Here is a 26,225-nt window from a genome sequence, read left to right as displayed (position 1 = left end):
TTTTCTATGCCAACCTGCTGAATGTGGGTTAACATCTACTTGATTAATTAATTCACAATGTCTCAGCAACAGCGCGCTCTCTTAATTGTCGATGATTCCCCAGAAGATCGAGAACTCTATCGGCGGTATTTACTGCGCGATCGCGAATATTCTTACACTATCCTAGAAGCAACGCTGGGACAACAGGGGCTAGAACTTTGGCAGCAACATCAGCCCGATGTAGTATTGCTTGATTATCGATTGCCCGACCTAGACGGACTGGAATTTCTGGCACAATTGCAACCCTCGTCGAGCCAACAGCCTTGCCTACCCGTGATTGTCGTCACTGGACAGGGCAATGAGGCGATCGCAGTTAAGGCGATCAAAGCGGGCGCACAAGATTATCTTGTCAAAGAGCAAATTACCCCAGAAGGGCTGCAAATAGCGGTCAATGGGGCAATTGAAACAGTGCAGCTACGCACCCAACTACAACAGCGGATTGAACGAGAGCGCGTAGTCTCACATATTACCCAAAAAATTCACCAATCGCTAAATCTGGATGAAATTCTTCAGACAACTGTAGCCGAAGTGCGAGAATTTCTGCACACCGATCGCGTCTTGGTTTTTCAGTTAAAACCTGATGGTAATGGGACAGTAGTAGCAGAATCGGTTGGGGAAAAGTGGCGATCGCTGCTTGACTCTACTATGTACGATCCCTGCCTCGCAAAGAACTACCTTGCATGGAATCCATTGGAAACTGTCAGCTACGATACCGTCTTTGTCGAGAATTATATCCAACGCTATCGTCAGGGTTACGTAACGGCAATATTTGATATTCAGCATAGCAGTATCGATCCCTGCCACGTTGAATTGTTGGCTCAGTTTCAAGTGAAAGCTAATCTGGTCGTGCCGATTATTTACGATGACCACTTTTGGGGGTTGCTAATTGCTCATAACTGTGCAATTCCTCGAAAGTGGCAACCCTTAGAGATCGACTTGCTCAAAGAACTGGCGATTCAAGTTGGCATTGCAATTCGCCAAGCGGAACTCTATCAGCAGGCACAAAATGAACTGACCGAGCGCAGACGGGTAGAAGCAGAATTACGGGAGAGTGAAGAACAGCTGCGATTAGCACTATCAGCTTCGCGGATGGGAACGTGGAACTGGAACATCCAAACGGGAAAAATTTCCTGGTCGGATAACCTGGAAGCCTTGTTTGGACTAGAACCAGCAGAATTTGACGGTTCATTCGAGATGTTTGCTGCGCGAGTCCACCCTCAAGATCGCGATCGCGTGCTGACAGCCGTCGAGCTTGCTGTCGCCACCGGAGAAGACTATGACATTGAATTTCGGGTAGTGTATCCCAACGGTAAAATTCGCTGGGCATTAAGCCAGGGTAAGGTGCTCTACGACCAACAGGGGCAACCAATTCAGATGGCCGGTATCGATTTAGATATCACCGAACGCAAACAGTCAGCCGAAACTCTGCGCGAGAGTGAGGAACGTTTTCGGCAGCTTGCAGAAAATATTGATGCGGTGTTCTGGATCAAAGAAGTGTCGGAAAATCGAATCAGCTATGTTAGTCCTGCATATAAACGACTGTGGGGATTAAACCCACAAGAATTGTATCAAGGACAACAAATATGGATCGATCGCATCCATCCAGAGGATCGAGAATCTACAGACAGAGCGTTTCATGAAAAGGCTGTCGCCGGGAAATTTGATCAGGAATATCGGATTATTTTACCCAATGGTAATATTCGCTGGGTTCACGATCGCTGCTTTCCCCTGCGAGATGAAACAGGAGAGATTTATCGGTTTGCCGGGATTGCCGAAGACATCAGCGATCGCAAACAGGCAGAGCAAGCTTTGCGAAACAGTGAAGAACGCCTGCAAATGGCACTGGAAGGTTCTGGTGGCGGTCTATGGGATTGGAACATTATTACTAATGAAGATTATTTAAGTTCCAGATGGCTGGAAATGCTCGGATATGAAAAAGGAGAGTTACCGGATGACTTTAGCAGTTGGCAGCAACTAATTCATCCTGACGATAAAGTTTGGGTGATGGAACGGTTGAATGCCCATCTTCAAGACGATTCGGTGTCTTACAAATTTGAATATCGGATGTTAACCAAGTCTGGGGAGTGGAAATGGATTGCCAACCACGGAAAAGTGGTTTTGCGCGATCGACAGGGCAATCCCCTGCGAATGGCAGGCATCCATCATGATGTCACAGATCGCAAACAGGCAGAGCTTGCTTTGCGAAAGAGTGAAGAATTTAAGAACCGCATTTTAGACAGCAGTACTGACTGCATCAAGGTATTAAGCCTCGACGGGCGGCTGCTGTACATGAATACAGGTGGACTGTGTTTAATGGAAATTGATAACTTAAATTCCTATCTGAATACTGAATGGCTCTGTTTCTGGGAAGGTAGTTCTCGGCAACAGGCAGAGGATGCACTTGCTGCCGCTAAAACAGGCGAAGTCAGCATTTTTCGCGGATACTGCCCAACTGCAAAAGGCACTCCGAAATGGTGGGAAGTAGTCGTTAGCCCGATCTTGGATGGCTCTGGGCAGCTGGAACGAATCTTGTTGATTTCACGAGACATTACCGATCGCAAAAAGATAGAACTCCTGTTGCAGGAGAGCGAAGCCCGGTTGAAATTGGCGTACAAAGCTACGCAATCGGGATTATGGGACTGGGACATTATTCGCAACAGAGCTCATGTATCTGAAGAGTATATCAATCTGTATGGGCTTGACCCAAGCACAAAGGAAATCACCTATGAACTGTGGTTAAGTCGCCTGCACCCAGACGATCGCACCTCAGCCGATGAAGCGGTGACTCACACCATCCACCAACAGCAAGAACACTATGAAGATGATTTCCGCATTATACATCCTGATGGCATTCGCTGGTTAGCGGCTAGAGGTCAGGTTTTCTATGATGTTGCGGGCAATGCGGTACGGATGGTAGGCAACGTCCGGGATATCACTGCTCGCAAACAAGCTGAAATCGAACGCGATCGCCTATTTCAACTAGAACAAGCAGCCAGAGCCGAAGCCGAACGCGCTAATCGGATCAAAGATGAGTTTCTGGCGATTCTCTCCCATGAATTGCGATCGCCTCTCAACCCGATTCTCGGCTGGACAAAACTGCTGCAAACCCGCAAATTTAGTGAAACGAAAACGGCTGAAGCTTTAGCTACCATCGAACGCAACGCCAAACTACAAACTCAACTGATTGATGACTTGCTCGATGTAGCCAAGATTCTCCGGGGCAAACTCAGCATCGATGCGGCTCCTGTAAATTTGGCATTTGTAATTGAATCTGCGCTCGACACAGTAAATACAGCAGCCCTTTCCAAATCAATTGTGTTGCATTCAGTACTGCCGAATATTGGGCAAGTCTCTGGAGATTCCAACCGCCTTCAACAAATCGTTTGGAATTTACTTTCCAACGCGATCAAGTTTACTCCCAAAGGCGGACGGGTAGAAACCAGATTAGAGCGAGTTGACGATCGGGTACAGATTATCGTTAGTGACACTGGTAAAGGCATTAACCCAGATTTTCTCCCGTATATTTTTGAATCATTCCGTCAAGAAGATGTCTCAATTACTCGCAAGTATGGCGGGTTGGGATTGGGATTAGCGATCGTCCGGCAGTTGGTTGAGGCGCACGGCGGCACCATCACGGCTGATAGTCCAGGTGTTGGCTTGGGAGCCACCTTTACAGTCCAGTTGCCACTGCTGAATGTGGAACCGGAAATCAAGCAGACAGATGAGTTGCCACAACCCGCACTCGGACTCACGGGAATTAAAATCCTTACAGTTGATGATGACGCCGATGCTCGTGAGCTAATAACAGTATTGCTTGCTGAATACGGCGCGCAAGTCCTGACTGTTGCCTCTGCGACAGAGGTTTTAGCAAACTTAGAATCCTTTCAACCCGATGTTTTAGTCAGTGATATTGGAATGCCCGAAGTCGATGGCTATTCTCTGATTCAACAAATCCGCGCTTTAACTCCCGAAAAAGGGGGAAAGATTCCCGCGATCGCTTTGACTGCTTATGCTAGAGTTGAAGACTATCAACTAGTGATCGGCAGTGGCTATCAACTGCACGTTACCAAGCCCCTCGATCCAGAAGAGTTAGTTCAAGCTGTGGTAGTACTTGCACGCAGTAAACAAAACCATCCCATTTCTCAAAATGATTCGGTTTAACCTTCAATCAACACCTGTGTTTGGATTGACCTTTAAAAGTACTTCTCGAATAATGGCGGAAGACTCCTTGGCAGAGAGTGCCTCCTCTTTGAATCGTGCCGCCAAGGTTTGATTGCGAACCTCCATCCTTGAAGCCATACGATGTGATAAAGAAGCTTTCTCTTCCAATGCCCTCAAAGCGATCCATAGTGCATCTTCCACCTTATCATACTGCGTGGCCAGCAAAGTTTCTGCTGAATAAGCATGACCCGTGCGGCAGCGGAAGCGCAACAAATTTCCCTCTTCGAGTTCCCAGAGGATACCGCCGCAGTCAGGACAGCCAAAGGTTGATGGTTTACCAGGTCGATTGCTTTCGTTTTCTACTGCTTCCAAATTCAATTGCACTATTTCAGTTTCAAACTCTATCTCGCTAGGTACTGGGTTTTCCGGTTGTACTTTCATTGGTGTATTAACTAGAGCTACTAAAGTAGAAGGAATATCTGAAAGTGGCAGAATATGGTCAATATCCTCTACGTTCTCGATCGCATTACGTGGCATATCAGGATACAAAGCATCGTCAGGATTTTGGACAATTGCCACACCGCGCCGCATTTTTACAGCCATTAGTCCTGCCGTGCCGTCGTCAAGCAGACCTGTTAGTAGCACAGCAATCACTCGCTGCCCATAAGTTCGCGCTGCACTGCGAAACAATGGATCGATAGCAGGACGACAACGGTTTTCTTTTGCACCCCGCGTCAAACGCAAATATCCTTTTTCTACCAGTAAATGGTAGTCAGGCAAAGCGACATAAATCGAACCACGAACAATAGCTTCGCCGTCCTGAGCGTGAGACACTGGCAAGTTGCCAGCACGACTTAATATTTCTGGCAGAAAACTCTTGCTGTGACTGGATACATGAAGGACTATAATTACAGCAGCATTGAGATCGGGCGGCAAATGCTTGACTAGATAAGTCAGCGCCTCAACTCCACCTGCTGATGTTCCAACGACGATAATATTCTGTTCAAGCATTAATGTAACAATTTGACTAGTATAGCAGCGTGGGCAACAAAAGCACATATACCGCCAGTCTTAACATTAACGCAGCCAAAGAATTTGCTCACCTAGCTTTGAGAGGATTATATTCTTTTTTGAGGAATAGGATTTTAGCTCGACTTTATCCAAAATTAAGAACTCGGCTTTCCTTATCCGGCAAAAACCCTGGCTTTTTGGCAAATACTTTTTCCATGTCACTGATTTCCGGTCAAGTCCAAAAACTAAAACTATCGTCCCTCAATGGTTTCAGTATCAGGTTTTGGGTTTCATAAAAATGGATAAAGTCGAGTTAAGAATCCTTGATTTTTTTAGTTGAACAAAGTTAAACCAACCTATAAATATTTGATTTTTTCAGAATAATAAAAGAGCGCTAACTGAGTACTCAGAAATGCTTTGATTATTTGGGCTTTGGCTAGTTGTCTAGTGGGGAGATTGGTGATTTTAAATTGTATAACTTGAATAGCTGACTTTTCACATTATGTGGAAAAGCGCACGAAAAACCTAACCCTCTAACCCCCTTCCCGATGCTCTAAGGGTTGAAAATTCAAAGTCTCTCTCCTTTTAGGGGAGAGATTTAGAGAGAGGTTTTCCAGATACCGTGAAACATCAGCTTAAATAAACGCGATCGCATTTCTAAAAAAATATAAACATTAATAATCCTTAATAGTATTAACTATTAAGGATTGTTAACATGAGCAAAAACTGCTCACAAACCTGATTTTTCCTTAAAAATCATCGAGAAACTGACTAAGGCGACTGATTACGGGGTCAACCTCTTGAGGAGGGGTAGCAACAGTATAAGAAGTATTATTTACTACTTCTAATTGAGTTGGAGACGGAATGAACGAGCGATCGTTGACGATGAGCGCCAGTTGTGCAACTTGTTGAGAAAGTTGCAGTAGATGATGTTCCATCGCCTCCAAACGATTAGATCCCTTGGCAAAAAAACGTTCCTCAAGTCCAGCCACTTGACGTTGCAGTTCACCGATTTGTTGATCGATCGGTGTATTTACTGCCGTTTGTGGAGCAGGTTGTACAGTTTCCGGTACACATAAAGATTGCCACAAGGCTTCTTTACAGAGATCGCTGAAAGTCTTGTCTGGTTGTTTTTCCAAATAACTTTCTACTTGCGCTAACAAGCTTTCATCAGCAAGCTCTGGGTTGAACGTGACGGATTTAACTACCTTTTTTGACCATTGGAACATCAGCTTTATGCCCTAGCAGCGCGATTGGAGGATAATTGTGCCTCTCCATAAATATACTGCCCCAAAGCATTCGCCTGACGGGAAGGTGCTGCTAAATGAGCATTAATCTTTGCTTCTTTGAGCAGACGTTGAACGTCGTCCCAGAAGAACTCACCACCGCCGCCAGTAAGAATCACATCGGTGACGCGTTCTGGCAACCAGGCTAGCACACGGCTACAGATTTCGCGCGAAAACATCTCTGTGAGGTTGGGAAGAAAATCATCTAGGTTGGTGGGCTTGCTAGCGCCTTTAGGACGGTAAAAGCGTTCACCTCTAGGTTTGTTGACAGCGGAAATCAGTGCTAGAGATTGACTATCTGCTCCCTCGATTTCGGCGGACACCAATTCATAAAACTTATTCATCCCGAAGTCTTCGCTCTTAGAAGCACCTCTGGCAAAACGGAAGTTATCTACCATCAAAAGATCGACGGTTTGATGACCAATATCGACGATCGCCACCGATATTTTTGTAAAATCGGGACTACCAGGGTTTTTCTTGGGTTGAGCTTCAGACCATAACAGGCTACCGTAGCCTTCTGGCATGACCCATACCTTACTGACGTTCAGCGACACAGATTCGCCTCGGAAGTTCAACACGTGAGGGCCACCTACTTGGCTAATCAATTGTGCTTTTTCTTTTTCAAATTGCTCTAAGGAAAGAAAAGGCAGACCAAGTACAACTGAGATATCGTCTCTGAGTTTGAAGTAGCCAGCACTTGCTAAAACTTTTACCAGTGCAGCTTCTACCTTAGATTGTCCAACTCCTAAATTCGCCCCAAAATCGGCTGCCAGTTGACCAACAGCATATCCATTTCCTTGATACTCCAGCCACAAATCCATTAAGGGGTCAGTAGCTCTGGCTTCAAAAACACCACCGCGTACTTGTTCGATTGACATCTGCTTGACGTTGGCAGGTACGAACACCACACTGCCTGGTTCGCGACTCACACAAGTTTTTGTGGAAGTTCTGCCTAAATCAACACTGAGAATGGTTTTCCCAGAACCACCGGCTGGCTTGCTAGTGGGAGGATTATTATTAACAGCATTGATAGGAGTAGATGCTAACGGCTGCCTATTCATGGGTATAGCAGCAGCATTGATAGGGGTAGCGGCGGAAGGTTGGTCTGTCATGAAAGCTCCTAGTTCAAACTTAACTGTAAAAAGTTGTCATGCTCATCTTACAAAAATGCGAGCAACCAGAAATTCTAGGTTGCGTCAAGTGTAGCTAGAAATACGCCAAAAATTAATTCCGGCGATACCTCTGGTAAGCTCTGCCAACGCACATCTAGTATTATTTGGCATAGTGTAGGCGAATTTTGGCCAGATGTAACCCCTGCTTTCACTGCTTTCAAACCAAAAGCGTCCGTGTTTCATCTTCTAGTGCGTCTAGTGCGTCTTAACTGGCGCTTGAATATCCAGAAAACAAATGCTAGAACCAAACCGCCAAGCACGATTTTAGATACAGGAGCAAGGTACTTGTCCACAAGTTCATACTGACTACCCAATATGTATCCTGAGTATGTTAACAAACCCACCCAAGCAGCGCTACCTAATGTTGTGTAAACCAAAAATGGTAGCAAAGGCATATTGCTAATACCTGCGGGAACAGAAATTAAGGTGCGGATTCCTGGCACAAGACGACCAATTAATACTGCTGTTCTACCTTGTCGGTCAAACCACTCTTTGGCTTTGGTAATATCTTTACTGGATATAGCCAGCCATTTGCCATACTTGTCAGCCCAAGCTTTCAAACGGATTTCACCCAAAAACTTACCCGGATAGTACCAAATAAGTGCGCCCAATACAGAACCCAAAAGTCCTGCGAAAAATACACCAATAATATTCAGCTTTGCCTCTCCTGGTTGATATGGACTTGCTGTAAATCCAGCTAGTGGCATAATCAATTCTGAAGGAATGGGGGGAAAAAGGTTCTCTAAAAACATTAGTAAGGCGATTCCCCAATAGCCAAAATAGTTGATAGTATTAGTTATCCATTCAAGCATTGAGTTAATTCCTGAAATTGCTGGACTAGTCTTGTTGCTAAATTCAGCTTTAGCTTTTTTAAAGGGTAATTATTCTCGCTTGCTACAGTCAAGGGAATTTGGCTGCACTAAAAATTGCCATCACAACTGAAAAACAGAGTCAGACAAGTAGAAGCTAGGTGTCTGTTTCATTAATGTTGAGAGTTATAAAAGTTCGTAAGTAGCTCTACCTTTGAGATTGAACGATTTATCGCTCACTACAAACCTCACAAAATTAATCAAACGAACTACTAGGTTTTGTTTTCTAATTTTTTAGATCCCCCTTAGCCTGCTTTTTTAAAGGGACTAGGAAGGATCTAAAGATTTGATGGCAAATTTAAAAACATATTCTAGGTTTTCTGCGGAAGTTGAGACTGTGGGGTAGCACCGGGAGAGAAGGGAGAAAATTTCACCTTGTCCCCCTTGTCCCCCTTGTCTCCTATTCTTCTAGACTGTGGGGGTTAAAGATTGTACCCTTGGTTCCGATTGCCAGTCTAAGGGATTCCAAACTCGATCTTCCAGCGCCATCTGCTCAATTAAACTTGCAAGTCTCAAGGCTTTAAGAGCTTGTTCGCCACCTACTGAAGGTTGATTGCCACCGTGTACGCAGTTGACAAAATGTTCCAATTCTGCACTTAGGGGTTGAATATTGCTGGTGTAGACTTTTTCAATTACACCGTCTTGCCTGTAAAGTACTTGTCGGTGGTCGGTGAGAGAATTGGCAGCCGTTTGTCGGTGAATCAAAATTTCATTCTTGAGAAAATCTGCCTCAGTAAATGAATTTTTGCAATGGGCGACAATTCGGCGAATTTTGCGGTGAGTGACTTTACTAGCAGTCAGAGTAGCAACAATACCATTGGCAAACCCCAAGGTGGCGGTTACGTAATCTAAATAACCAGAGTCTAGGGAGCGAGTACCACTAGCAGTCAATTTCGTGACTGGGGAAGCAGCTAATTCCAAAAGTAGGTCGATGTCATGGATCATTAAATCCAGCACAACTGAAACATCGTTTGCCCGATCTGAGTAAGGACTCATTCTGTGGGCTTCTAGCGCCAGCAATTCCTCTGTTTTTAGAACTTGGCTCAGTTCTTTAAAAGCTGGGTTAAAACGCTCAATATGACCTACTTGCAGGATACATCCAGACTCAGCTGCGGCATTTACTAAAGACTCTGCCTCAGAAATACTGGCTGCGATCGGTTTTTCAATCAAAACATGAATTCCCGCTAACAGACAGTTGATGCCCACGGCATAGTGCAGACGGGTGGGAACAGCTACACAAACTGCTTCCACAAGGGGTAGCAGATCGCAATAATCTTCAAAAAAACGCACCTTGTACTTGCTGGCAGTTTCTAATCCTCGCTCGACGTTAATATCTGCCACTCCGACTAGTTCAACATCTTTCATTGAACTCAGCACGCGAGCGTGGTGTTGTCCCATGTTACCCACTCCAATCACGCCTATGCGGATTGGTCGTGGCTGGTTGCGCTGTGTATATGGATTCGGTTCTGCCACTGACATGCTATTTTGCACTATTATTCTCTCCTCAACCACCAAATTTAGAGACGCTACGGCCGTTGGCGTTTATACTCGAAAGCCGGTTACGATCCGTCTAAAACCATCCAGATGGTAACATAGAGCCTATGTTTATGAAGAATTTCAAAGTTTGCGATCGGTTCCCGTAATCTAAATATCTTTTGTATAGATATTTCGAGTTTGCTTTGGATTTTGCCCTTTCTCCAAAAATATATGTATTTTTATTAACTTTAAACCTTTCAGTACAACTTAAGTATAAATTCTCCTTGGCATCGCTTTCTGGCGTCTTGTTAAGGTTTGATGGAGTGATTTGAAATCCAAAATTTGCAACCGAGATGAAAGCTGTAATTTTGTTATCTGGGGGATTGGACTCTTCCACAATTCTGTACAAAGCTCAAGCTGATGGCTGTGAATGTCATGCTATTTCCTTTGATTACCAGCAGCGACATCGACGAGAGTTACAGTCAGCCTTTAGTGTCGCTCAAAAAGCTGCGATCGCGAAACATCAGGTAGTTAACTTTGACTTACGACAATGGGGCGGTTCGGCCCTTACTGATAATGCCATTGATTTACCCCAGGAGCGATCGCTAGATGAAATGTCTCAAAATATTCCTGTCACTTATGTTCCGGCTCGTAATACCATCTTCTTAAGCTTTGCTCTTAGTTATGCCGAAGCGATCGCCGCAGAGCGCGTCTATATCGGCGTTAATGCCCTCGATTACTCAGGATATCCTGATTGTCGCCCCGACTATATCCAAGCAATGCAGGAAGTTTTTCGCCTGGGAACCAAACAAGGGCGTGAGGGACAACCAATTAAGATTGTTGCACCCCTAATCAACCTGAAAAAAACCGAAATCATCCAACTGGGGAATCAATTGGGAGTTCCTTGGGAATTAACTTGGTCTTGCTATACAGGTGGAGATGTTGCCTGTGGTGTGTGTGATTCTTGTCGCTTACGGCTAGCAGCTTTTGCCGAATTGGGACTTGTCGATCCAGTGGCGTATGGACAGTAGAGGCATTGGACAATTCAATTTTAGATTTTGGATTGACAATTTTGGATTAAATTTCAATCTAAAATCCAAATTCTAAAATCTAAAATTCTTACTCCCCTGCCCCTCTGCTCCCCTGCTCCCCTGCTCCCCTGTCCCTCTGCCCCTCTTCCTCTAACCGTCGTAGCTGAATTTGATGCAGGCGTGGGCCAACAATTGAGATCACAGTGAATTCAAGATTTTGATAACAAAAGATTTCGCCTTTGGCCGGAATTTTCTGTAACTCATACAGCAAAAAGCCCCCTAGTGTTTGGTATTCTCTGGTCAGGGGCAAATTGAGATGCAAAACTTCATTGAGGTCTTCAAGGTTGATTTGTGCTTGCACTAAAAATTTATGCTCATCTAACATCTGAATCAGCAAGTCGTCATTGCTCTCAGGTTCGCTGGGATCGCCAATAATTTCGGCAATCACATCTTTGATTGTCACTAGTCCCACAGTAGAGCCAAATTCATTCACTACCATCACCATAGCGGGTTTCTCTTGCTGCATCATGGGCAAAAGTTCACTCAAGGGCGTGTGTTCTGGAACAAACCGGGCGGGACGCATCCAAGGTTGGATCTGTGTCTCTAAACTGAGGTTTCCGACTGCCAAAGGTTGTGCCAAATCTTTAAAATAAACAATACCGCGAACATCGTCTAAAGATTCACCAATCACCGGATAGCGAGAGTAACCAGTAGAAGCCATTTCCCTGAGTAATGTCTGGAAGCTAGCATCTTTTGGCAGTGTGATAATACTGGTGCGCGGGATCATGACATCTTGCGCCATGACATCCCCAAACTCAAAGACATTATTGAGCAATTCTCGCTCTGCACGCTGTAAACCAGTAGACCCCCATTCTGTAGAGATGATCAGTTGCAATTCTTCGGGAGTTACAGGCGGTCGCCAGCCTTGGCCTGTGTATTGGATGCCAAAAATCCGTAATAAAAAACGAGTTGATTGGTTAAGAATCCAGATGAAGGGGCCAAAAAAACGCACGATCGCTTTTACTGGAGGCCCCAAAAACCTCGCTAGCTGTTCTGAGTACAGCATGGCTAAGGATTTGGGACATAGTTCTCCGATCACAATTTGCAAATAGGCAATTAAGAAAAAGGCGATAGGAATTGATAGGGAATGGGCGAGGAAGGTAGTCATCCCACTGGGTAAAGGCCAGGATCTCAACCAGGCCTTCACCAGCACAACAATCGTACTTTCACCAATCCATCCCAGTGCCAAACTAGAGAGGGTAATGCCTAACTGGGTGGTAGATAGCAGTCGGTCAATACTGCGTTGTAACATTTCTACAGCGATCGCTGGAATATCCCCAGCCTTAACTAGCTGGTGAATACGCGATCGCCGCACGCTCACCATCGAAAACTCCGCCGTTACAAAAAAGGCATTTATGGCAATCAGTAGTAACACTGATAACAACCGCAGCGCCACTTCTATCAAACTTAAATTAGGAAAACCACTCACCGCCAAAGCTCGTGTAAAACTCACGCCCTCCATTTAGGGGGAATAGGGAATAGTAAAAAATAAAATATAATCACCAATGCCCAATGCCCAATGCCCAATGCCCAATGCCCTTTCTACCTTTCTACCTTTCTACAGGAATATTCGATGCCTCTAGCTTCAATTGTTGAGCGGGATAATCAGTGAGAGCAAGTGATATTTTCTTGACATCATCAAGTAAAGCTGTAGGAATGCTTACTGTACCTGAAAATGCTGGCCCATTTACAGGCAATTCTGTTGGTAAACCCTCTGTACTTGCACTCAGGGTTCGTCCTTTGTCATCAGTAACATCTAAAAAACTATACAAGAAGCGCACAGAATCCTTACCTTTGTTCTGCATTTTCACTTTCAGTAGTAAATCACCACCAGAGTAGCGAGCAGATTGTACAGTCATTGTTACACCCTGACTTTGGGCAGTAACCGGAAAACCTGGTAGGGGCTTTTCTTCAACTACTTCTGGGGGTTTTTCCTCTGGCTTCTGCTTGCTGCTGTTGGTTTCTTCATCATCTTCTTCGGGCTTTTCCGATTTAGCGGCTTTAGTTTTACCCTCAATTCGCGCCTTGACTATTTTCAGAATTTCTTCCTCTTTTAATAGCACTAGCCCTCCCTGTTGAGAGCTATTTGCCTTATTGCTGGCAAATTTAGTTGTAGGACGCCCATCTGGTGTAGTCACGCCTTTAAGTGCTGAACTCCCCAGTTCAAAGCCCAATAACGCGCTCACAGAACCTGCTCCCATCATCAGAATTAACAAAATCAAAGTAAGAAGTACAGTAGAATTTATTTTCATCGCTGACAAGCTATCACAATAGAATGCTGGTCTATTTAAGAATAGTGAAGCTTTTGACCTCAATCCTTAAAGGAACTTAATCAATATTAGTTTGCACTATATCTATGATCAAATTATGTAGTATAAAAATCTAATAAACTATTGTCCAGTATTCACACGTGGTAAATTTGTGCTATATTCATTGAATTGGCTAAACTCAGTGCGTGAAGTATTTTGCTCGCTCTAAAATTAGTAAATAAGGTTGACCTAAGAGTTGAAGTAATTTTCTCGTAGCAACCCACACACCAAAAAACAAGCGCCTTTGGCCGATTGGGGAGGCAACGAACTCATAATTCGTCTTCAGGCTGGTTCGATTCCAGCAGGGCGCACTGAATCATAAAAAATGGGCATGGGGCATGGGGCATGGGGCATTGGGCATGGTTTATTCTCCTTGTACCTGCATTTTCCCACTCCCCACTCCCCAATCTTACCGAGATGGTAATGTTTCAAACCTGAATTCTGTTCCTACTTTGAGTTTGTTGCTATAGCGAGGAGACACGAGCAACGATGTGTCATAAGGATTTGGTAAATCAGGAGTACGAATATAAGGATCGTTGCCAACTTGCTGAGTCAGGGCATCATGATATAAAGTATTAACCAAATTGGCGTCGCGGGCAATTTCATTTTCTGGGAAGGAACCACCGAAACCAGAACCAGATCCGAAAAATGAGTCTAGCTGACGCTTGAGGCTGCTACTATTTTCGTAGAAATTGCGATCGTGACGAAAATAAGCTCGTTCAAATACATCATTCATAGTTTCAGAATTGGGTGTTGCCGTTTGGGCAGATGCAATAGAGGGAAAAGCGACACCAGCAGCAAGCAGCACCAATAAACCACCAAAGGTTTTAAATTTTATACGCACGTTTTTGACTCCTCAACTTTTGCTTTGGGCGAATCTTAATTTATGCTGAAGTTCAGAACTCTGATGAGTTCAACCTTTGGTGTAGCACAACTTTTAATGTTTTGTAATGACGTATCCTACTGAAACTCTTACCCACTCAGATATTTGGGCAACCACTTCGGATTTGACCACTTTACGCCACAAGTTACTAGATTTATTTTGCCAACTTGCTTATCAAGAGGGTGATTTTCTCTTATCTTCTGGGCTGCGTAGTTCTTATTACGTCAATAAGACACAGGTAACACTCCATCCTCAAGGTGCTTTAGCAGTCGGACGATTACTATTTCCTTTATTACCTGTAGATACACAGGCTGTAGGTGGTTTAACAATGGGAGCCGATCCAATTGTGACAGCAGTGAGTATAGTTTCTGTTTATGAAAACCGCCCAATCCCAGCGCTGATTATTCGCAAGGAAGCCAAGGGTTATGGGACAAGAGCTTATATAGAAGGCCCCAGTTTACCAGAGGGCGCAAAAGTAGTAGTTTTGGAAGATGTAGTCACAACTGGGCAATCTGCTCTAAAAGCGGTTGAGCGTCTTAAAGATGCAGGTTATACCGTAAATCAAGTAATTTCACTGGTAGATCGACAACAAGGGGGAGGTGAGTTGTACCAGTCAGCGGGGTTGAAGTTTGAAACTTTGTTTTCGATTCAGGAAGTTCAAGAACGCTATCGACAACTTGCAAATTCATGAACTAAAGGAGATAAATATGCAAGCAACAGTATCCACACTAACACAAGAAAAAGTTGATAAAGCTGTGAGCGCAATTCTTGAAGTACTAGGAAAGCCAGAAAATGATTTACACCACAAAGCGTTAACAGCTTTTCAGAGTGGCGATTATCAAACTGTAAAGAGACTGGCATCTACTAACTTGACTGATGATTATTGCAAAGCTTTGGGATATCTGGGAGGAGCGCTGAAGTTGACTCCAAACACTGATACTATTTTGGCGGAATCGGCTCGTAGTGCAGCTGAATTTGTCAAAGAAAAAGCATTGCAGCACCTTGGTCTTAAGATCGCTGATGCTTTGAATTAATCAATGCAATGAGCTTGCACGATCGCTCTTTCGATGGTGGTATTGTACTTATACCGATTCAATTAATGATTGCAACACATTCTTGGGTAAAGACGCGACGCCAGTCGCTACAACGGGGAGGCAGCGCGGTCTTGGGGGTTCCCCCCATGAGCGACTGCCGTGGGAACCCCCGCAACGCGCTGGCTCATGAATCGCGTCTCTACAAATGGTGTGTTTGTCGCATTCTTTTTTCAAATTGGTATTACTTTTTTCGGCTTCTTGTAGTAATAAAAGAGGGATTACTTCATCGGTAAGGTGAGGGTGAATGCTGTTTGACCAGAAAGTGTTAAATCAAGAGTAAGGTCGCCACGATGTGCCCTGGCAATTTCTCGGGCTAGGCTCAGTCCTAGTCCGATTCCTTCTACCTTGCGGTTACGTGAGGGATCGCCGCGATAAAATCGGTCAAAAATGCGATCGTGATCGCTGAGTGGAATATCTTTTGATGTATTGACAATGGTGACGTGAAGAGTTGTTGGAGTTTGATGAGCGCGAATTTGTATCCAGCCGTTGGCGAGATTGTATTTAATTGCATTGCTAAATAGGTTTTGCAAAATTTGAATTAAAAGATCGCGATCGCCTTTTACCCACAACCCATCAGTAAAGTCAGTTTGCACTGTCAAATGGGGAGCTAGCATTTCCACATCTTCTAGCATCTCCATCAGCAACTCAGACATATCCACTTCAACCAGATACAAGCTCATTTTTCCGGCATCTGCCAGAGATAGCAGCAAGAGTTTTCGCATAATTCCACTCAGGCGGCGCACCTCATCTAACAAATTGCTTAAGCGCTGTTGTACTTCACTACCAGGATCGACCTGTTGGAGTGTTCGTTCTAGTTCGCCTTGCAAAATAGTCAGTGGGGTTTTCAGTTCATGAGCCGCGTCACCACTAAAGCGGGAAGCTTGGGTAAAACTCCGTTCCAAGCGGGACAACATCAGGTTAAACACTTGAATCAGTTCGACAAATTCAACATCAGTTGTCCCAATAGGAATCCGCTGATCTAGCCCTTTGACAGTTACCTGTTGAATTACGCCCGTTAATTGCCGAATGGGACGCAAAGCACCGCCAGAAACTAACCATGCTCCCACCGCAACCAACAGCAGCGCTCCCGGAATTGAAACCAGGAAGATATTGCGAATGATAGCCATATCTCGATCTACGGCTTGCAAGCTAACGGCAATGGCAATCTGAGCATTAGGTAATTTAGTTGCCCCAATCCGCCAGACTGCGGTTGTTGTCTGCTCTGTAACAAATTGAGGTGGGCGTGGACGAATCAGTGGTGGTCGCTCGAAGGATGGATTGGTAGTGGAGGGTAAAGGTGGTGGTTCTCTCTTCGGCGACGGTGGTAGAGGTGCCAACTCAAGACGCTTCAGCAACAGACGATTCACCTCAAGATCGGTAGGTAGGGAGTTGGATTGATAAAGTATATTGTTATTTGTGTCCAGCACCACCAGGGCGACGGGGGTTTTTGTATTGGTTCCGAAAGCATAAGATAAGGAATCTTCGTAAAACTGCCATCGCGATCGCTCGCGTGAGTTTTCTCTTTTGGAAAAGGCTGCGCCAGTGGGAGGTTCCTCTGGTGGAGGAAAGTTCGGAGTTGCCCGCATCAAGTGATTTAATAGTTCTGCATCCAGGCGGCTAATCTTAGCATTGTAAATCTGAAACCAGGAAACCGCGCCAAATCCGACTAATGTGCTGCCAGCTAGAGCCGCAGACAACAAAGCAATGCGGAGTCGAAACGAAGGAAGTTTCATGATGAAGAATCTGGCTTGCGAAATCGATATCCAACCCCTCGAATGCTTTCAATCCAGACTACTTGATCGATGGGGTCAATCTTTTTACGAATTCGCTGGATACAAACATCCACAACGTTGGTGTTGGGGTTAAAATCGTAGCCCCAAACGTGTTCTAAAATTTGGGTACGAGTAAAAACCCGTCCGGGAGAACGCATGAGATATTCTAGAAGATTAAACTCGCGGCTGGTGAGCTCTATCACCTGGCGATCGCAAGTGACTTCTCTAGTGATGCGATCGAGTTTGATCGGGCCAACGCAAAGCAGATTTTGGCGATCGCTTACACTCCGGCGCACAACTGCATGAATTCTAGCTGCTAATTCTTCCACAAAAAACGGTTTAGCGATATAGTCATCCGCTCCCAAATTTAGCCCTTGCAAGCGATCGTCTAGTTCATTCCGAGCCGTCAACAAAATCACCGGAGCATTCCGACCTTGCCGCCGTAATAGTTTTAGAATTGATAGTCCATCTTTTCCCGGCATCATAATGTCGAGTATTATCGCATCATATTCGTTGTCTAACGCCCGCAGATATCCGTCATCACCGTTATCGCAGTAGTCTACAACAAATCCCTGCTCCTTTAATCCAGCCCGGACAAAGTTAGCAATTTTCGCTTCATCTTCAACAAACAGAACATTCACAGCATTTATTAATTCATATATTCTTCTATTCTAAATTCATTATTTTTTATTCAAATTACAAAACTGTAATTTAGAAAATAGGAAAGCTGTAATTTTGAGGTGGCTCAATTAGAAATATGAACACCGTAGCTTTTGAAGGTTGATTTTTATGAATATTCGTCGAGTCTTAGCTGTAGCCGCAATTCCTTTTTTGATTGGTACATTCGGTTTTGTTGCACACAATCAGGCAAATGCCGCTAATCCACCTCATCGGAACGCCGAGATTTCAGAACACCCTAACAAACGGCAAATCTCTGATGAAAAACCACAAGTAAGACATTCTAAACCCCGTCCACATCAGAAAAATCGTACTCCCCAACGTCCCCAAGCTCATAATCAAGAAGCAGTTCAAAACCGGGTAGAACGCAATAACCGTTAATTTATGCACCCTTGCATTTTGCCTCGCCCTCAGCGGCGATCTCGTCAGAGTATTGTTGTTTCTAAATTACAAAACTGTAATTTAGAAACAGGGCAAACTGTTATTTTGAGAAGACTTAATTAGAAATATAAACTTTTGGAGATTTAATGATGAATATTCGTAGAGTATTAGTAGCGACAGCGATTCCTGTTCTGGTTGGCACATTTGGTTTTCTTTCACTCAATCAAGCAAATGCTGCTAATCAATTCGAGCGAATTGCACAGGCGCAACAACCGCCCAACGAACCATCAAACGAACAGCCGCGTCCACCCAGACCTGATTTTGCAGCCGCAGCAACCAAATTAGGAGTTACAGAAGCCCAATTAAAGGCGGCGTTAGGAGTTCCAGCCAATCCACCAAATCCAGGCGATCGCAATCAACGCCCACCCAGACCGGATTTTAAAGCCGCAGCAACCAAATTAGGAGTTACAGAAACCCAGTTAAAGACGGCGCTAGGAGTTCCAGCCAAGGAGCCAAATCCAGGCGATCGCAATCAGCGCCCACCCAGACCTGATTTTGCAGCCGCAGCAACCAAATTAGGAGTTACAGAAGCCCAATTAAAGGCGGCGTTAGGAGTTCCAGCCAATCCACCAAATCCAGGCGATCGCAGTCAACGCCCACCCAGACCTGATTTTAAAGCCGCAGCAGCAAAGCTGGGTGTCACTGAACAACAGTTGATCGATGCACTAGGTGTTCCACCTCATCCTCCTGGCGATGGCGGAGCCTCTTCCCAAGAAAATCGTCCTAATCAACCATAGACCACGCAGTAGGGGCGTAAGGTCTTGCGCCCCTACAACAGGTAAGGTTTTTTCCCCTTTAACATGACGTGAGTTCGATGAACCTCTCCCGGACAACCTCCCTCTCCCACGGGGAAAGGGAGGAGCAACGAGAAATTAGGGTTTTGGCTCCCCTCTGGGTGTCCAAGAGGGGTTGGGGGAGAGGTCAAAAAAGGGCTTGTCGAACTCACGTTAACATGAGTCCCTTTCCCCCAAAACCCGACAAGTATTGGGTGTAGTTCAAATAGATGAAAGATGCTGTATATATAGTGTGAGATTATTTGATTTTTTCTTTCACCAGAACTACTACAATTACTATTGATGCTAGATAATGGGAAGGCTTTGACATTTTCTTGCCAATCTAGCCCGGAAACAATAACTAAGACTTATGCGAACTCACTATTGCGGCGAACTCCGAAAAGAACATATTGGAGAAACTGTTACCTTTTACGGATGGGTAGACCGTCGCCGCGATCATGGTGGTGTGATATTTTTAGATTTACGCGATCGCTCTGGAACTGTCCAAATCGTCAGCGATCCGCAACGCACCCCAGATTCTTACGAATATGCGAACGCCCTGCGAAATGAATATGTTGTCGAAATCACTGGTAGGGTAACACAACGTCCCGAAGAATCGTTGAATACCCGCATCCCCACAGGCGAGGTAGAAATCTACGCCGATAAAATTGAACTACTCAATGCTGTTCGCAAACAGTTACCTTTCCAAGTTTCTGTAGCTGACACCGAAACAGTGCGAGAAGACTTACGGCTGAAATATCGTTATTTGGATTTGCGACGCGAACGTATGGCGCAAAATTTGCAACTGCGTCATCAAATTGTCAAAGCCATGCGTCGTTATCTAGAAGATTTGGAAGGTTTTATCGAAGTCGAAACCCCAATTCTTACCCGTTCTACCCCAGAAGGAGCGCGGGATTATGTTCTACCCAGTCGCGTCAATCCTGGTGAATGGTATGCTTTGCCGCAATCACCCCAGCTATTTAAACAATTGCTGATGGTATCCGGCTTAGATAGATATTATCAGATTGCCCGTTGCTTTCGTGACGAAGACTTACGCGCTGATAGACAACCAGAATTCACTCAGTTGGACATGGAAATGAGCTTCATGTCCCAAGAAGAAATTATCGAACTAAATGAGAATTTAGTTTGCCATATCTACAAAACAGTTAAAGGCATTGAGTTACAGCGCCCTTTCCCGCGTCTCACTTATGCTGAGGGGATGGAACGCTACGGTAGTGATAAACCAGATACACGCTATGGTTTGGAATTAGTTGATGTCTCAGATATCGTCAAAGACTCTGGTTTCAAAGTCTTTCGGGATACTGTTACCAATGGTGGTATCGTCAAAATCCTCCCCATTCCCAATGGTAACGATGTAATTTCTAATGTCCGCATTAAACCAGGCGGCGACTTATTTAAAGAAGCCAGCGAAGCCGGTGCGAAAGGTTTAGCTTATATCCGCGTCAGAGATGATGGCGAAATTGATACTATTGGCGCGATTAAAGACAACTTAAGCGAAGAACAAAAACAAGAAATTTTGCGCCGTACAGGTGCAAAAGCTGGACATTTGCTATTGTTTGGGGCAGGGGAAGCTGCTACAGTTAATAAAACTTTAGATAGATTACGACAAGCGATCGCTAGAGAATTTAACCTAATCGATCCAGAAAAAATCAACTTGTTGTGGATTACAGATTTCCCAATGTTCGAGTGGAATGCTGACGAAAAACGTCTAGAAGCATTACACCATCCGTTTACAGCACCACATCCTGATGATTTGAGCGACTTAAAGACTGCACGCGCCCAAGCTTACGACTTAATACTCAACGGCGTAGAAATTGGCGGCGGAAGTCTGCGGATTTATCAGCGAGAAATTCAACAGCAAGTGTTTGAAGCGATTGGGTTATCTCCTGAAGAAGCACAAAGTAAATTTGGCTTTCTTTTAGAAGCATTTGAATATGGTACACCGCCGCATGGTGGCATCGCCTACGGTTTAGATCGTTTAGTAATGTTGCTAGCTGGCGAAGAATCGATTCGGGATGTCATTGCTTTTCCAAAGACACAACAAGCACGTTGTTTGTTAACAGATGCGCCTTCAAGTGTAGATGCTAAACAGTTGAAAGAATTACACGTTGCTTCGACTTATAAACCAAAGTCTTAACTCGACTTTATCCAATTAGGCGGCATAAACAGCAATATCGTTTGTTTCGTTGCCGATACCAAACAAGCCAACCCAAGGTGCGCTCTATCACCCAGTGTTTTGGAAGCAAAACAAACCTTTTGCGCTCTTTGGGTTGGAGTACTACTTGTATAATCCAACGGCAATTTTGATGATTTTAATATTCAAAACTCAGTGACAATGTTAACAATTTTATCTTCGGTGTCGTATCCAAAGTAGGTTGGGTAAATACCATCTCCATACCCTGATGAAAAGGCAATTATATTTAATTGAGTAGATTTATCTATACAAACATTTGCCCAATCCCATGTAGGTCTGTAATTTTTTCTTAATTCATCTTGAATCAGGTCTATCAAGCTTTCTTCTTGGGGATTAGCAATGTATGCATAGTATATTGAATCATCAAGAATTTTTACTGCATCAAAATCCATAAAGCAACCGACTCCAGAATCAACTGGATAACCCAAGGTGTCATTTTCTGTAAGCGAAGCTAGTTCTTCATCAGAGCAAATACCTAATTTCCAACTTATGGGAGTTTCTTCGCTAATACGAATTATGGCATAAGCCACTCTTTGGTCATTATTTCTTGGATAATGAGCAACAATTAAGAAAACAGGATATTTACCAATTGGTAAAGACTTTTGAAAAGCTTCACTATCAGGAAAAGCAAGTGGGTCACAAGCTACTAATCTTCCTGAAGTTAAAATTAATTCCCCAACATAATGGGTTGTAAATGTAATATCTCCAATTGAACTAGATAGTTTTTCACCTCTTAAAGCTTTATAAAAATTAATAGTATCCATTTTTGTATAACGTTTGAAATAGATATTGTAGCATAAGTATAGTTCAAACCCTTGCAATGCTTAAGTGCTTGATAGAAGCTGTTATCTTTGATGAAGTTAAAAGTGCAAATTTTTTTTGCATTTAATCTGATTTATGCATTGGCTATGAATGCAATTTGCTAGAATTACTATAGTTTTTGTTTCTGAAATTTGGAAGAAATCTAGCATTTTATTATTATGATTATGCGCCTTCCCACAATTGCTGCGACCTTTCTGGTTGCTAGTCTTGGTATCGGTACACTTTTGAGTATTGCTGCCCCAGCTTCGGCTCAAGAGATAATAACTTGTGCAAGCCAAAATAATCGAAGGAATACTTGTTCGGTAAATACAAGAGGCAGAGTGAGGCTTGTTAGGCAATTGTCTAACACCAGTTGTAGAGGAAATTGGGGCTATCGAAGAAATCGGATTTGGGTAAAAAATGGTTGCCGAGCTGAGTTTTCAGTTGGCGATCGCAGAAACGATAGATATGACAGAGATGATAGAAACGACAGATACGACAGAGATGATAGAAACGATAGATATGACAGAAACGATAGATATGACAGATATGATAGAAACGACAGATATAACAGATAGGAGACTGGGTATTGCATCAATATAGTTAAGCAGAAATTAAGAAACTTACTTCTGCTAACTTTTATAAGTAAAGCCCTTATCAACTCTAAGAAGGTATTGATTTCTATGTATGTTAATCAAACATTGCTTTCGAGTGCGTGTCTAGTTGGCATTTATCCAGAGTTTCAAAACTTTGGATAGATGTTTCGGGTATATACAGCTAATTTCAAGTTGATGAAGTACACAAGCTGTCAAGTATTCTTTGCGTATCTTGCTAATGCGATCGCCTCTTTTTTTGTAGAGAAGCGATCGCAGTGCTTATTTTATAGTCGCAGATAAGATAAGAGAGTAACATGCTCCTCACACACAAGTAGCAATGACCTCAACCCTGCGGAAATTTCCCCGTCTCAATGCTCCGACGCTGCACAAGTTGCCCAATGGTTTGACAATCATTGCCGAGCAAATGCCAGTTGAAGCCGTAAACCTCAACTTGTGGATAAAAGTTGGCTCAGCTGTCGAACCTGATGCCATTAACGGCATGGCTCACTTTTTAGAACACATGATTTTTAAAGGAACAGAACGACTGGCAAGCGGCGAATTTGAACGTCGAATTGAAGAACGGGGTGCTGTTACCAATGCCGCTACTAGCCAAGACTATACTCATTACTATATAACTACTGCCCCCAAAGATTTTGCCGAGCTTGCGCCACTACAAATAGATGTAGTATTGAATGCGAGTATTCCTGATGATGCCTTTGAACGCGAGCGATTGGTAGTTTTAGAAGAAATTAGGCGTTCAGAGGATAATCCCCAGCGGCGTACATATCGGCGGGCGATGGAGACAGCTTTTGATTATCTACCCTATCGTCGTGCGGTATTGGGGCCAGAATCGGTGATTGCCGGACTTAAACCGCAACAGATGCGAGATTTTCATGCTGATTGGTATCAACCCCAGTCAATTACGGCTGTGGCTGTGGGCAATTTGCCCGTAGAAGAATTAATCGCAACTGTTGCGGAAGGATTTACAAAAGCCACTAAAACTCCCCACTCCCCACTCCCTACTCCCCACTCCCCCCTGAATCCTGAATCACCATTTACAGAAATTGTTCGTCGAGAATTTATTGATGAAAGTCTGCAACAAGCAAGACTAGTAATGGTTTGGCGGGTTCCCGGAATGACTCAGTTAGATTGTACCTATGGATTAGATGTTTTAGCAGGAATTTTGGGACACGGACGGACATCAAGACTGGTAAGGGATTTACGGGAAGAACGGGGATTAGTTTCTTCAATTTCTGTGAGCAACATGAGCAACGAGCTACAAGGGGTATTTTATATTTCAGCTAAATGCGCAGTAGAAAATTTAGCAGTTGTAGAGAATGCGATCGCTCAACACATTAGCAAACTACAAACAGAGTTGGTAACGGAATTAGAAATTGCGCGTATACGGCGGCGAGTAGCTAACAAATTTATATTTGGCAACGAAACACCAAGCGATCGCTCTGGGTTGTATGGTTATTATCAATCTTTGGTGGGAGATTTGGAACCCGCCTTTAACTACCCAGCGATAATTCAAAGCCAAGACGCAACAGACTTGATGCAAGCAGCCAAAGAGTATCTATCTCCTAGTGCTTATGGTGTAGTTTTTGTCAAGCCGTAAATTAAAAATTGAGAATTGGGCATGGGAAAGAGGCAGAGGGGCTGGGTGCTGCTCTTGCTGAGGGGAAAACTCTCTTCCCTTGCTCCCTTGCTCCCTCATCCCCAATTTAATCATGTGGACTCAAATCGACACCCATATTAGCCAGGTAACTGGCGAAAAATTTCAGAGTCAGCAACGGCGATCGGTTGGTGGCGGGTGTATCAACCAAGGTTATGCTGTCTCTAATGGTGAGATAACCTACTTCGTCAAACAAAACCTTGCATCCCAAATTGCAATGTTTGAAGCTGAGGCGTTGGGTTTAGAGGAAATGCTAGCAACAGCTAGTATTCGCATCCCCAAACCAATTTGCTGGGGTACTGCTGATAATTCTAGTTACATCGTTCTGGAATGGTTGGAACTTGGTAGCGGTAACAGCAATTCGTGGCTAGAAATGGGACGCAAGCTAGCAGCGATGCATAAAGCTAGCAATAGTCAAGTTTTTGGTTGGAAAATTAACAATACCATTGGTTCCACACCTCAAATTAATACTTGGACAGCAGACTGGACAGAATTTTATATTAAATATCGCCTGGGTTATCAATTTCAATTGGCAAGGCGACGGGGAGGTAATTTTCCCCAACAAGACAAGTTACTAGCAGCTATCCCGGAACTATTGGCAGATCATCAGGTGCAACCTTCTTTAGTACATGGCGATTTATGGGGCGGAAATGCTGGGTGTACTGCATCGGGAGAACCAGTGATATTTGATCCAGCAACTTATTTTGCGGATAGAGAAGTTGATATCGCCATGACCGAATTATTTGGTGGTTTCCCCGCAACGTTTTATAAGGGTTACAACGAGGTGTTTCCGTTAGATGCAGGCTATGAGCAGAGAAAAACGCTTTATAACCTGTATCACATTTTGAATCACTTCAATTTATTTGGCGGTAGTTACGATTCGCAAGCCAATAGGATGATTGACCAGATTTTACGATAAGGGATGCGGATTAAATTAAAGTGCAAAACTAGTGACACAGCGTCGCGGAAAGTGCCACGAGACACAAGGGAATCAGTGCGGTCTTCGGGCTTTGCCCCAAGTGGAGCATCTAGCGGCGTCCTTACTTCAATAATCCCACGTTTTTAAATGTGGGTTCCCTTCTGCCTCACTTCGACTACGCTCAGTGACCACCTGCCTTCTGAATTTGTCCTGATGTCACAGACTCGATTGCGAGATTGATGGTATTTTATCTTTGCACAAACTCCTTTATCCCAATCGCATACAAGCTATGACACTCAATTTATATTTACTGCGACATGGAGAAACTACCTTTAGTCAAAGTGGTAATTTCTGCGGTGAAACTGATGCGGAGTTGACAACAGAGGGGATGCAGATGGCATCCGCTTTTGCCGATGTTTATCAACAATTGAAGTGGGAAGGGGTTTATGTTAGCCCGATGAAGCGCGCAATTGCAACTGCCAAGCCATTTTGTGATGCTATCGGTATGGATATGCAGTTGCGTGACGGACTTAGAGAAGGTAGTTACGGCGAATGGGAAACTAAGAGTAAATTGTTTGCCCAAGAGAATTACGCAGAAAACTATCTAAAATGGGTGACAGAACCGGCTTGGAATGCACCACTAGGTGGAGAGACTGCGGTAGATATTGCTAACCGTTCTATGCCTGTAATTGCTGAAATTCAAGAAAAACATCCCCAAGGTAATGTTTTAGTAGTTTCCCATAAAGCCACAATTCGGATTATGCTTTGCAGTTTACTGGGAATTGATTTGGGACGCTATCGCTATCGGGTGAATATTTTGGTCGCGTCGGTAAGTATGATTAAATTTGACGTTAATGGCCCTTTGTTAGAAATATTAGGCGATCGCCATCATATACCCGATCGTATTCGCTCTCGTGCGGGAACATAATAGTCTCTTAGGGACTTGCAAAAAATAAATTATCCC

Annotated in this window: 22 protein-coding genes and 1 tRNA gene; 12 read left to right on the top strand and 11 right to left on the bottom strand. The window is 44.0% G+C overall.

From position 1 onward, the window contains the following. Positions 1-57: 57 nt before the first annotated feature. Positions 58-4,200 carry a PAS domain-containing protein gene (locus tag RM049_RS03390; RefSeq protein ID WP_322703155.1) on the top strand — a complete coding sequence of 1,381 codons (4,143 nt, stop codon included), beginning with the start codon at positions 58-60 and terminating at the stop codon, positions 4,198-4,200. Between the two features lie 3 nt (positions 4,201-4,203). Here RM049_RS03390 and RM049_RS03385 read toward each other — a convergent pair whose 3' ends face one another. The 5 genes from RM049_RS03385 to RM049_RS03365 all read right to left on the bottom strand — a co-directional run bounded on the left by RM049_RS03385 (position 4,204) and on the right by RM049_RS03365 (position 10,029). Beyond that, positions 4,204-5,211, bottom strand: coding sequence for a chemotaxis protein CheB (locus RM049_RS03385; RefSeq protein ID WP_322673705.1), 1,008 nt, complete (start codon positions 5,209-5,211; stop codon positions 4,204-4,206). A 749-nt stretch (positions 5,212-5,960) separates the two neighbouring features. Then, positions 5,961-6,440, bottom strand: a complete 480-nt coding sequence (locus RM049_RS03380) for a plasmid segregation centromere-binding protein ParR (RefSeq protein ID WP_322673704.1) — start codon at positions 6,438-6,440, stop codon at positions 5,961-5,963. Positions 6,441-6,445: 5 nt separating this feature from the next. Further along, on the bottom strand, positions 6,446-7,609 hold the full coding sequence (locus RM049_RS03375) for a ParM/StbA family protein (RefSeq protein ID WP_322673703.1): 1,164 nt from the start codon (positions 7,607-7,609) through the stop codon (positions 6,446-6,448). A 239-nt stretch (positions 7,610-7,848) separates the two neighbouring features. Continuing rightward, positions 7,849-8,481 (bottom strand): DedA family protein, encoded by a 633-nt coding sequence (locus RM049_RS03370; RefSeq protein ID WP_322673702.1) that lies wholly within the window; start codon positions 8,479-8,481, stop codon positions 7,849-7,851. Between the two features lie 465 nt (positions 8,482-8,946). Further along, positions 8,947-10,029: a Gfo/Idh/MocA family protein gene (locus RM049_RS03365; RefSeq protein WP_099102323.1), complete on the bottom strand. Its 1,083-nt coding sequence runs from the start codon at positions 10,027-10,029 to the stop codon at positions 8,947-8,949. 338 nt (positions 10,030-10,367) lie between these two features. Here RM049_RS03365 and queC point away from each other — a divergent pair, with 338 nt between their 5' ends. Continuing rightward, entirely contained in the window at positions 10,368-11,045 is a 678-nt protein-coding gene (gene queC, locus RM049_RS03360) for a 7-cyano-7-deazaguanine synthase QueC (RefSeq protein WP_322703154.1), read from the top strand. 88 nt (positions 11,046-11,133) lie between these two features. Here queC and RM049_RS03355 read toward each other — a convergent pair whose 3' ends face one another. Then, positions 11,134-12,567, bottom strand: coding sequence for a hemolysin family protein (locus tag RM049_RS03355; RefSeq protein WP_322703153.1), 1,434 nt, complete (start codon positions 12,565-12,567; stop codon positions 11,134-11,136). An 88-nt stretch (positions 12,568-12,655) separates the two neighbouring features. Then, positions 12,656-13,357 (bottom strand): hypothetical protein, encoded by a 702-nt coding sequence (locus tag RM049_RS03350; protein WP_322674734.1) that lies wholly within the window; start codon positions 13,355-13,357, stop codon positions 12,656-12,658. Positions 13,358-13,652: 295 nt separating this feature from the next. Here RM049_RS03350 and RM049_RS03345 point away from each other — a divergent pair. Then, a tRNA-Ile gene (locus RM049_RS03345) sits at positions 13,653-13,725 on the top strand. 98 nt (positions 13,726-13,823) lie between these two features. Here RM049_RS03345 and RM049_RS03340 read toward each other — a convergent pair. Next, complete coding sequence (locus tag RM049_RS03340; protein ID WP_322703152.1) at positions 13,824-14,258, bottom strand: hypothetical protein; 435 nt, start codon at positions 14,256-14,258, stop codon at positions 13,824-13,826. A gap of 106 nt (positions 14,259-14,364) precedes the next feature. Between RM049_RS03340 and pyrE the strand changes: the two genes are divergently transcribed. Together pyrE and RM049_RS03330 are read left to right on the top strand one after the other, a co-directional pair. Then, a complete protein-coding gene (pyrE, locus tag RM049_RS03335) occupies positions 14,365-14,988 on the top strand; it encodes an orotate phosphoribosyltransferase (RefSeq protein ID WP_094347288.1) in 624 nt (207 codons plus the stop codon). Between the two features lie 16 nt (positions 14,989-15,004). Continuing rightward, on the top strand, positions 15,005-15,331 hold the full coding sequence (locus RM049_RS03330; RefSeq protein WP_322674737.1) for a hypothetical protein: 327 nt from the start codon (positions 15,005-15,007) through the stop codon (positions 15,329-15,331). Positions 15,332-15,609: 278 nt separating this feature from the next. Here RM049_RS03330 and RM049_RS03325 read toward each other — a convergent pair whose 3' ends face one another. Both RM049_RS03325 and RM049_RS03320 read right to left on the bottom strand, forming a co-directional pair. Next, entirely contained in the window at positions 15,610-17,124 is a 1,515-nt protein-coding gene (locus tag RM049_RS03325) for a sensor histidine kinase (protein ID WP_322703151.1), read from the bottom strand. After that, positions 17,121-17,804: a response regulator transcription factor gene (locus RM049_RS03320; RefSeq protein ID WP_322684369.1), complete on the bottom strand. Its 684-nt coding sequence runs from the start codon at positions 17,802-17,804 to the stop codon at positions 17,121-17,123. The genes RM049_RS03325 and RM049_RS03320 overlap by 4 nt, the downstream gene beginning before the upstream one ends. A 148-nt stretch (positions 17,805-17,952) precedes the next feature. Between RM049_RS03320 and RM049_RS03315 the strand changes: the two genes are divergently transcribed. The 3 genes from RM049_RS03315 to aspS all read left to right on the top strand — a co-directional run bounded on the left by RM049_RS03315 (position 17,953) and on the right by aspS (position 21,213). Then, a complete protein-coding gene (locus RM049_RS03315) occupies positions 17,953-18,222 on the top strand; it encodes a hypothetical protein (RefSeq protein ID WP_322703150.1) in 270 nt (89 codons plus the stop codon). Positions 18,223-18,368: 146 nt separating this feature from the next. After that, positions 18,369-19,019 carry a hypothetical protein gene (locus tag RM049_RS03310; protein WP_322703149.1) on the top strand — a complete coding sequence of 217 codons (651 nt, stop codon included), beginning with the start codon at positions 18,369-18,371 and terminating at the stop codon, positions 19,017-19,019. A 406-nt stretch (positions 19,020-19,425) separates the two neighbouring features. Continuing rightward, complete coding sequence (gene aspS / locus RM049_RS03305; protein ID WP_322674742.1) at positions 19,426-21,213, top strand: aspartate--tRNA ligase; 1,788 nt, start codon at positions 19,426-19,428, stop codon at positions 21,211-21,213. Between the two features lie 182 nt (positions 21,214-21,395). Here aspS and RM049_RS03300 read toward each other — a convergent pair whose 3' ends face one another. Then, entirely contained in the window at positions 21,396-22,034 is a 639-nt protein-coding gene (locus RM049_RS03300) for a DUF4241 domain-containing protein (RefSeq protein WP_322703148.1), read from the bottom strand. A 216-nt stretch (positions 22,035-22,250) separates the two neighbouring features. On the opposite strand from RM049_RS03300, the gene RM049_RS39205 reads away from it, so the two are divergent. From RM049_RS39205 to RM049_RS03280, 4 genes are all read left to right on the top strand, one after another. Then, a complete protein-coding gene (locus RM049_RS39205) occupies positions 22,251-22,649 on the top strand; it encodes a DUF3011 domain-containing protein (protein ID WP_416212608.1) in 399 nt (132 codons plus the stop codon). Positions 22,650-23,004: 355 nt separating this feature from the next. Then, a complete protein-coding gene (locus tag RM049_RS03290; RefSeq protein ID WP_322703146.1) occupies positions 23,005-24,285 on the top strand; it encodes a pitrilysin family protein in 1,281 nt (426 codons plus the stop codon). A 112-nt stretch (positions 24,286-24,397) separates the two neighbouring features. After that, positions 24,398-25,261, top strand: coding sequence for a fructosamine kinase family protein (locus RM049_RS03285; protein WP_322703145.1), 864 nt, complete (start codon positions 24,398-24,400; stop codon positions 25,259-25,261). A 289-nt stretch (positions 25,262-25,550) separates the two neighbouring features. Next, on the top strand, positions 25,551-26,189 hold the full coding sequence (locus RM049_RS03280) for a histidine phosphatase family protein (RefSeq protein ID WP_322703144.1): 639 nt from the start codon (positions 25,551-25,553) through the stop codon (positions 26,187-26,189). Positions 26,190-26,225 lie beyond the last annotated feature (36 nt).

Source organism: Nostoc sp. DedQUE04 (genome assembly GCF_034530995.1).
GTDB lineage: Bacteria > Cyanobacteriota > Cyanobacteriia > Cyanobacteriales > Nostocaceae > Nostoc.
Note: the sequence above shows the minus strand (reverse complement) of the source record. Positions and strands in the feature narration are given on the sequence as shown.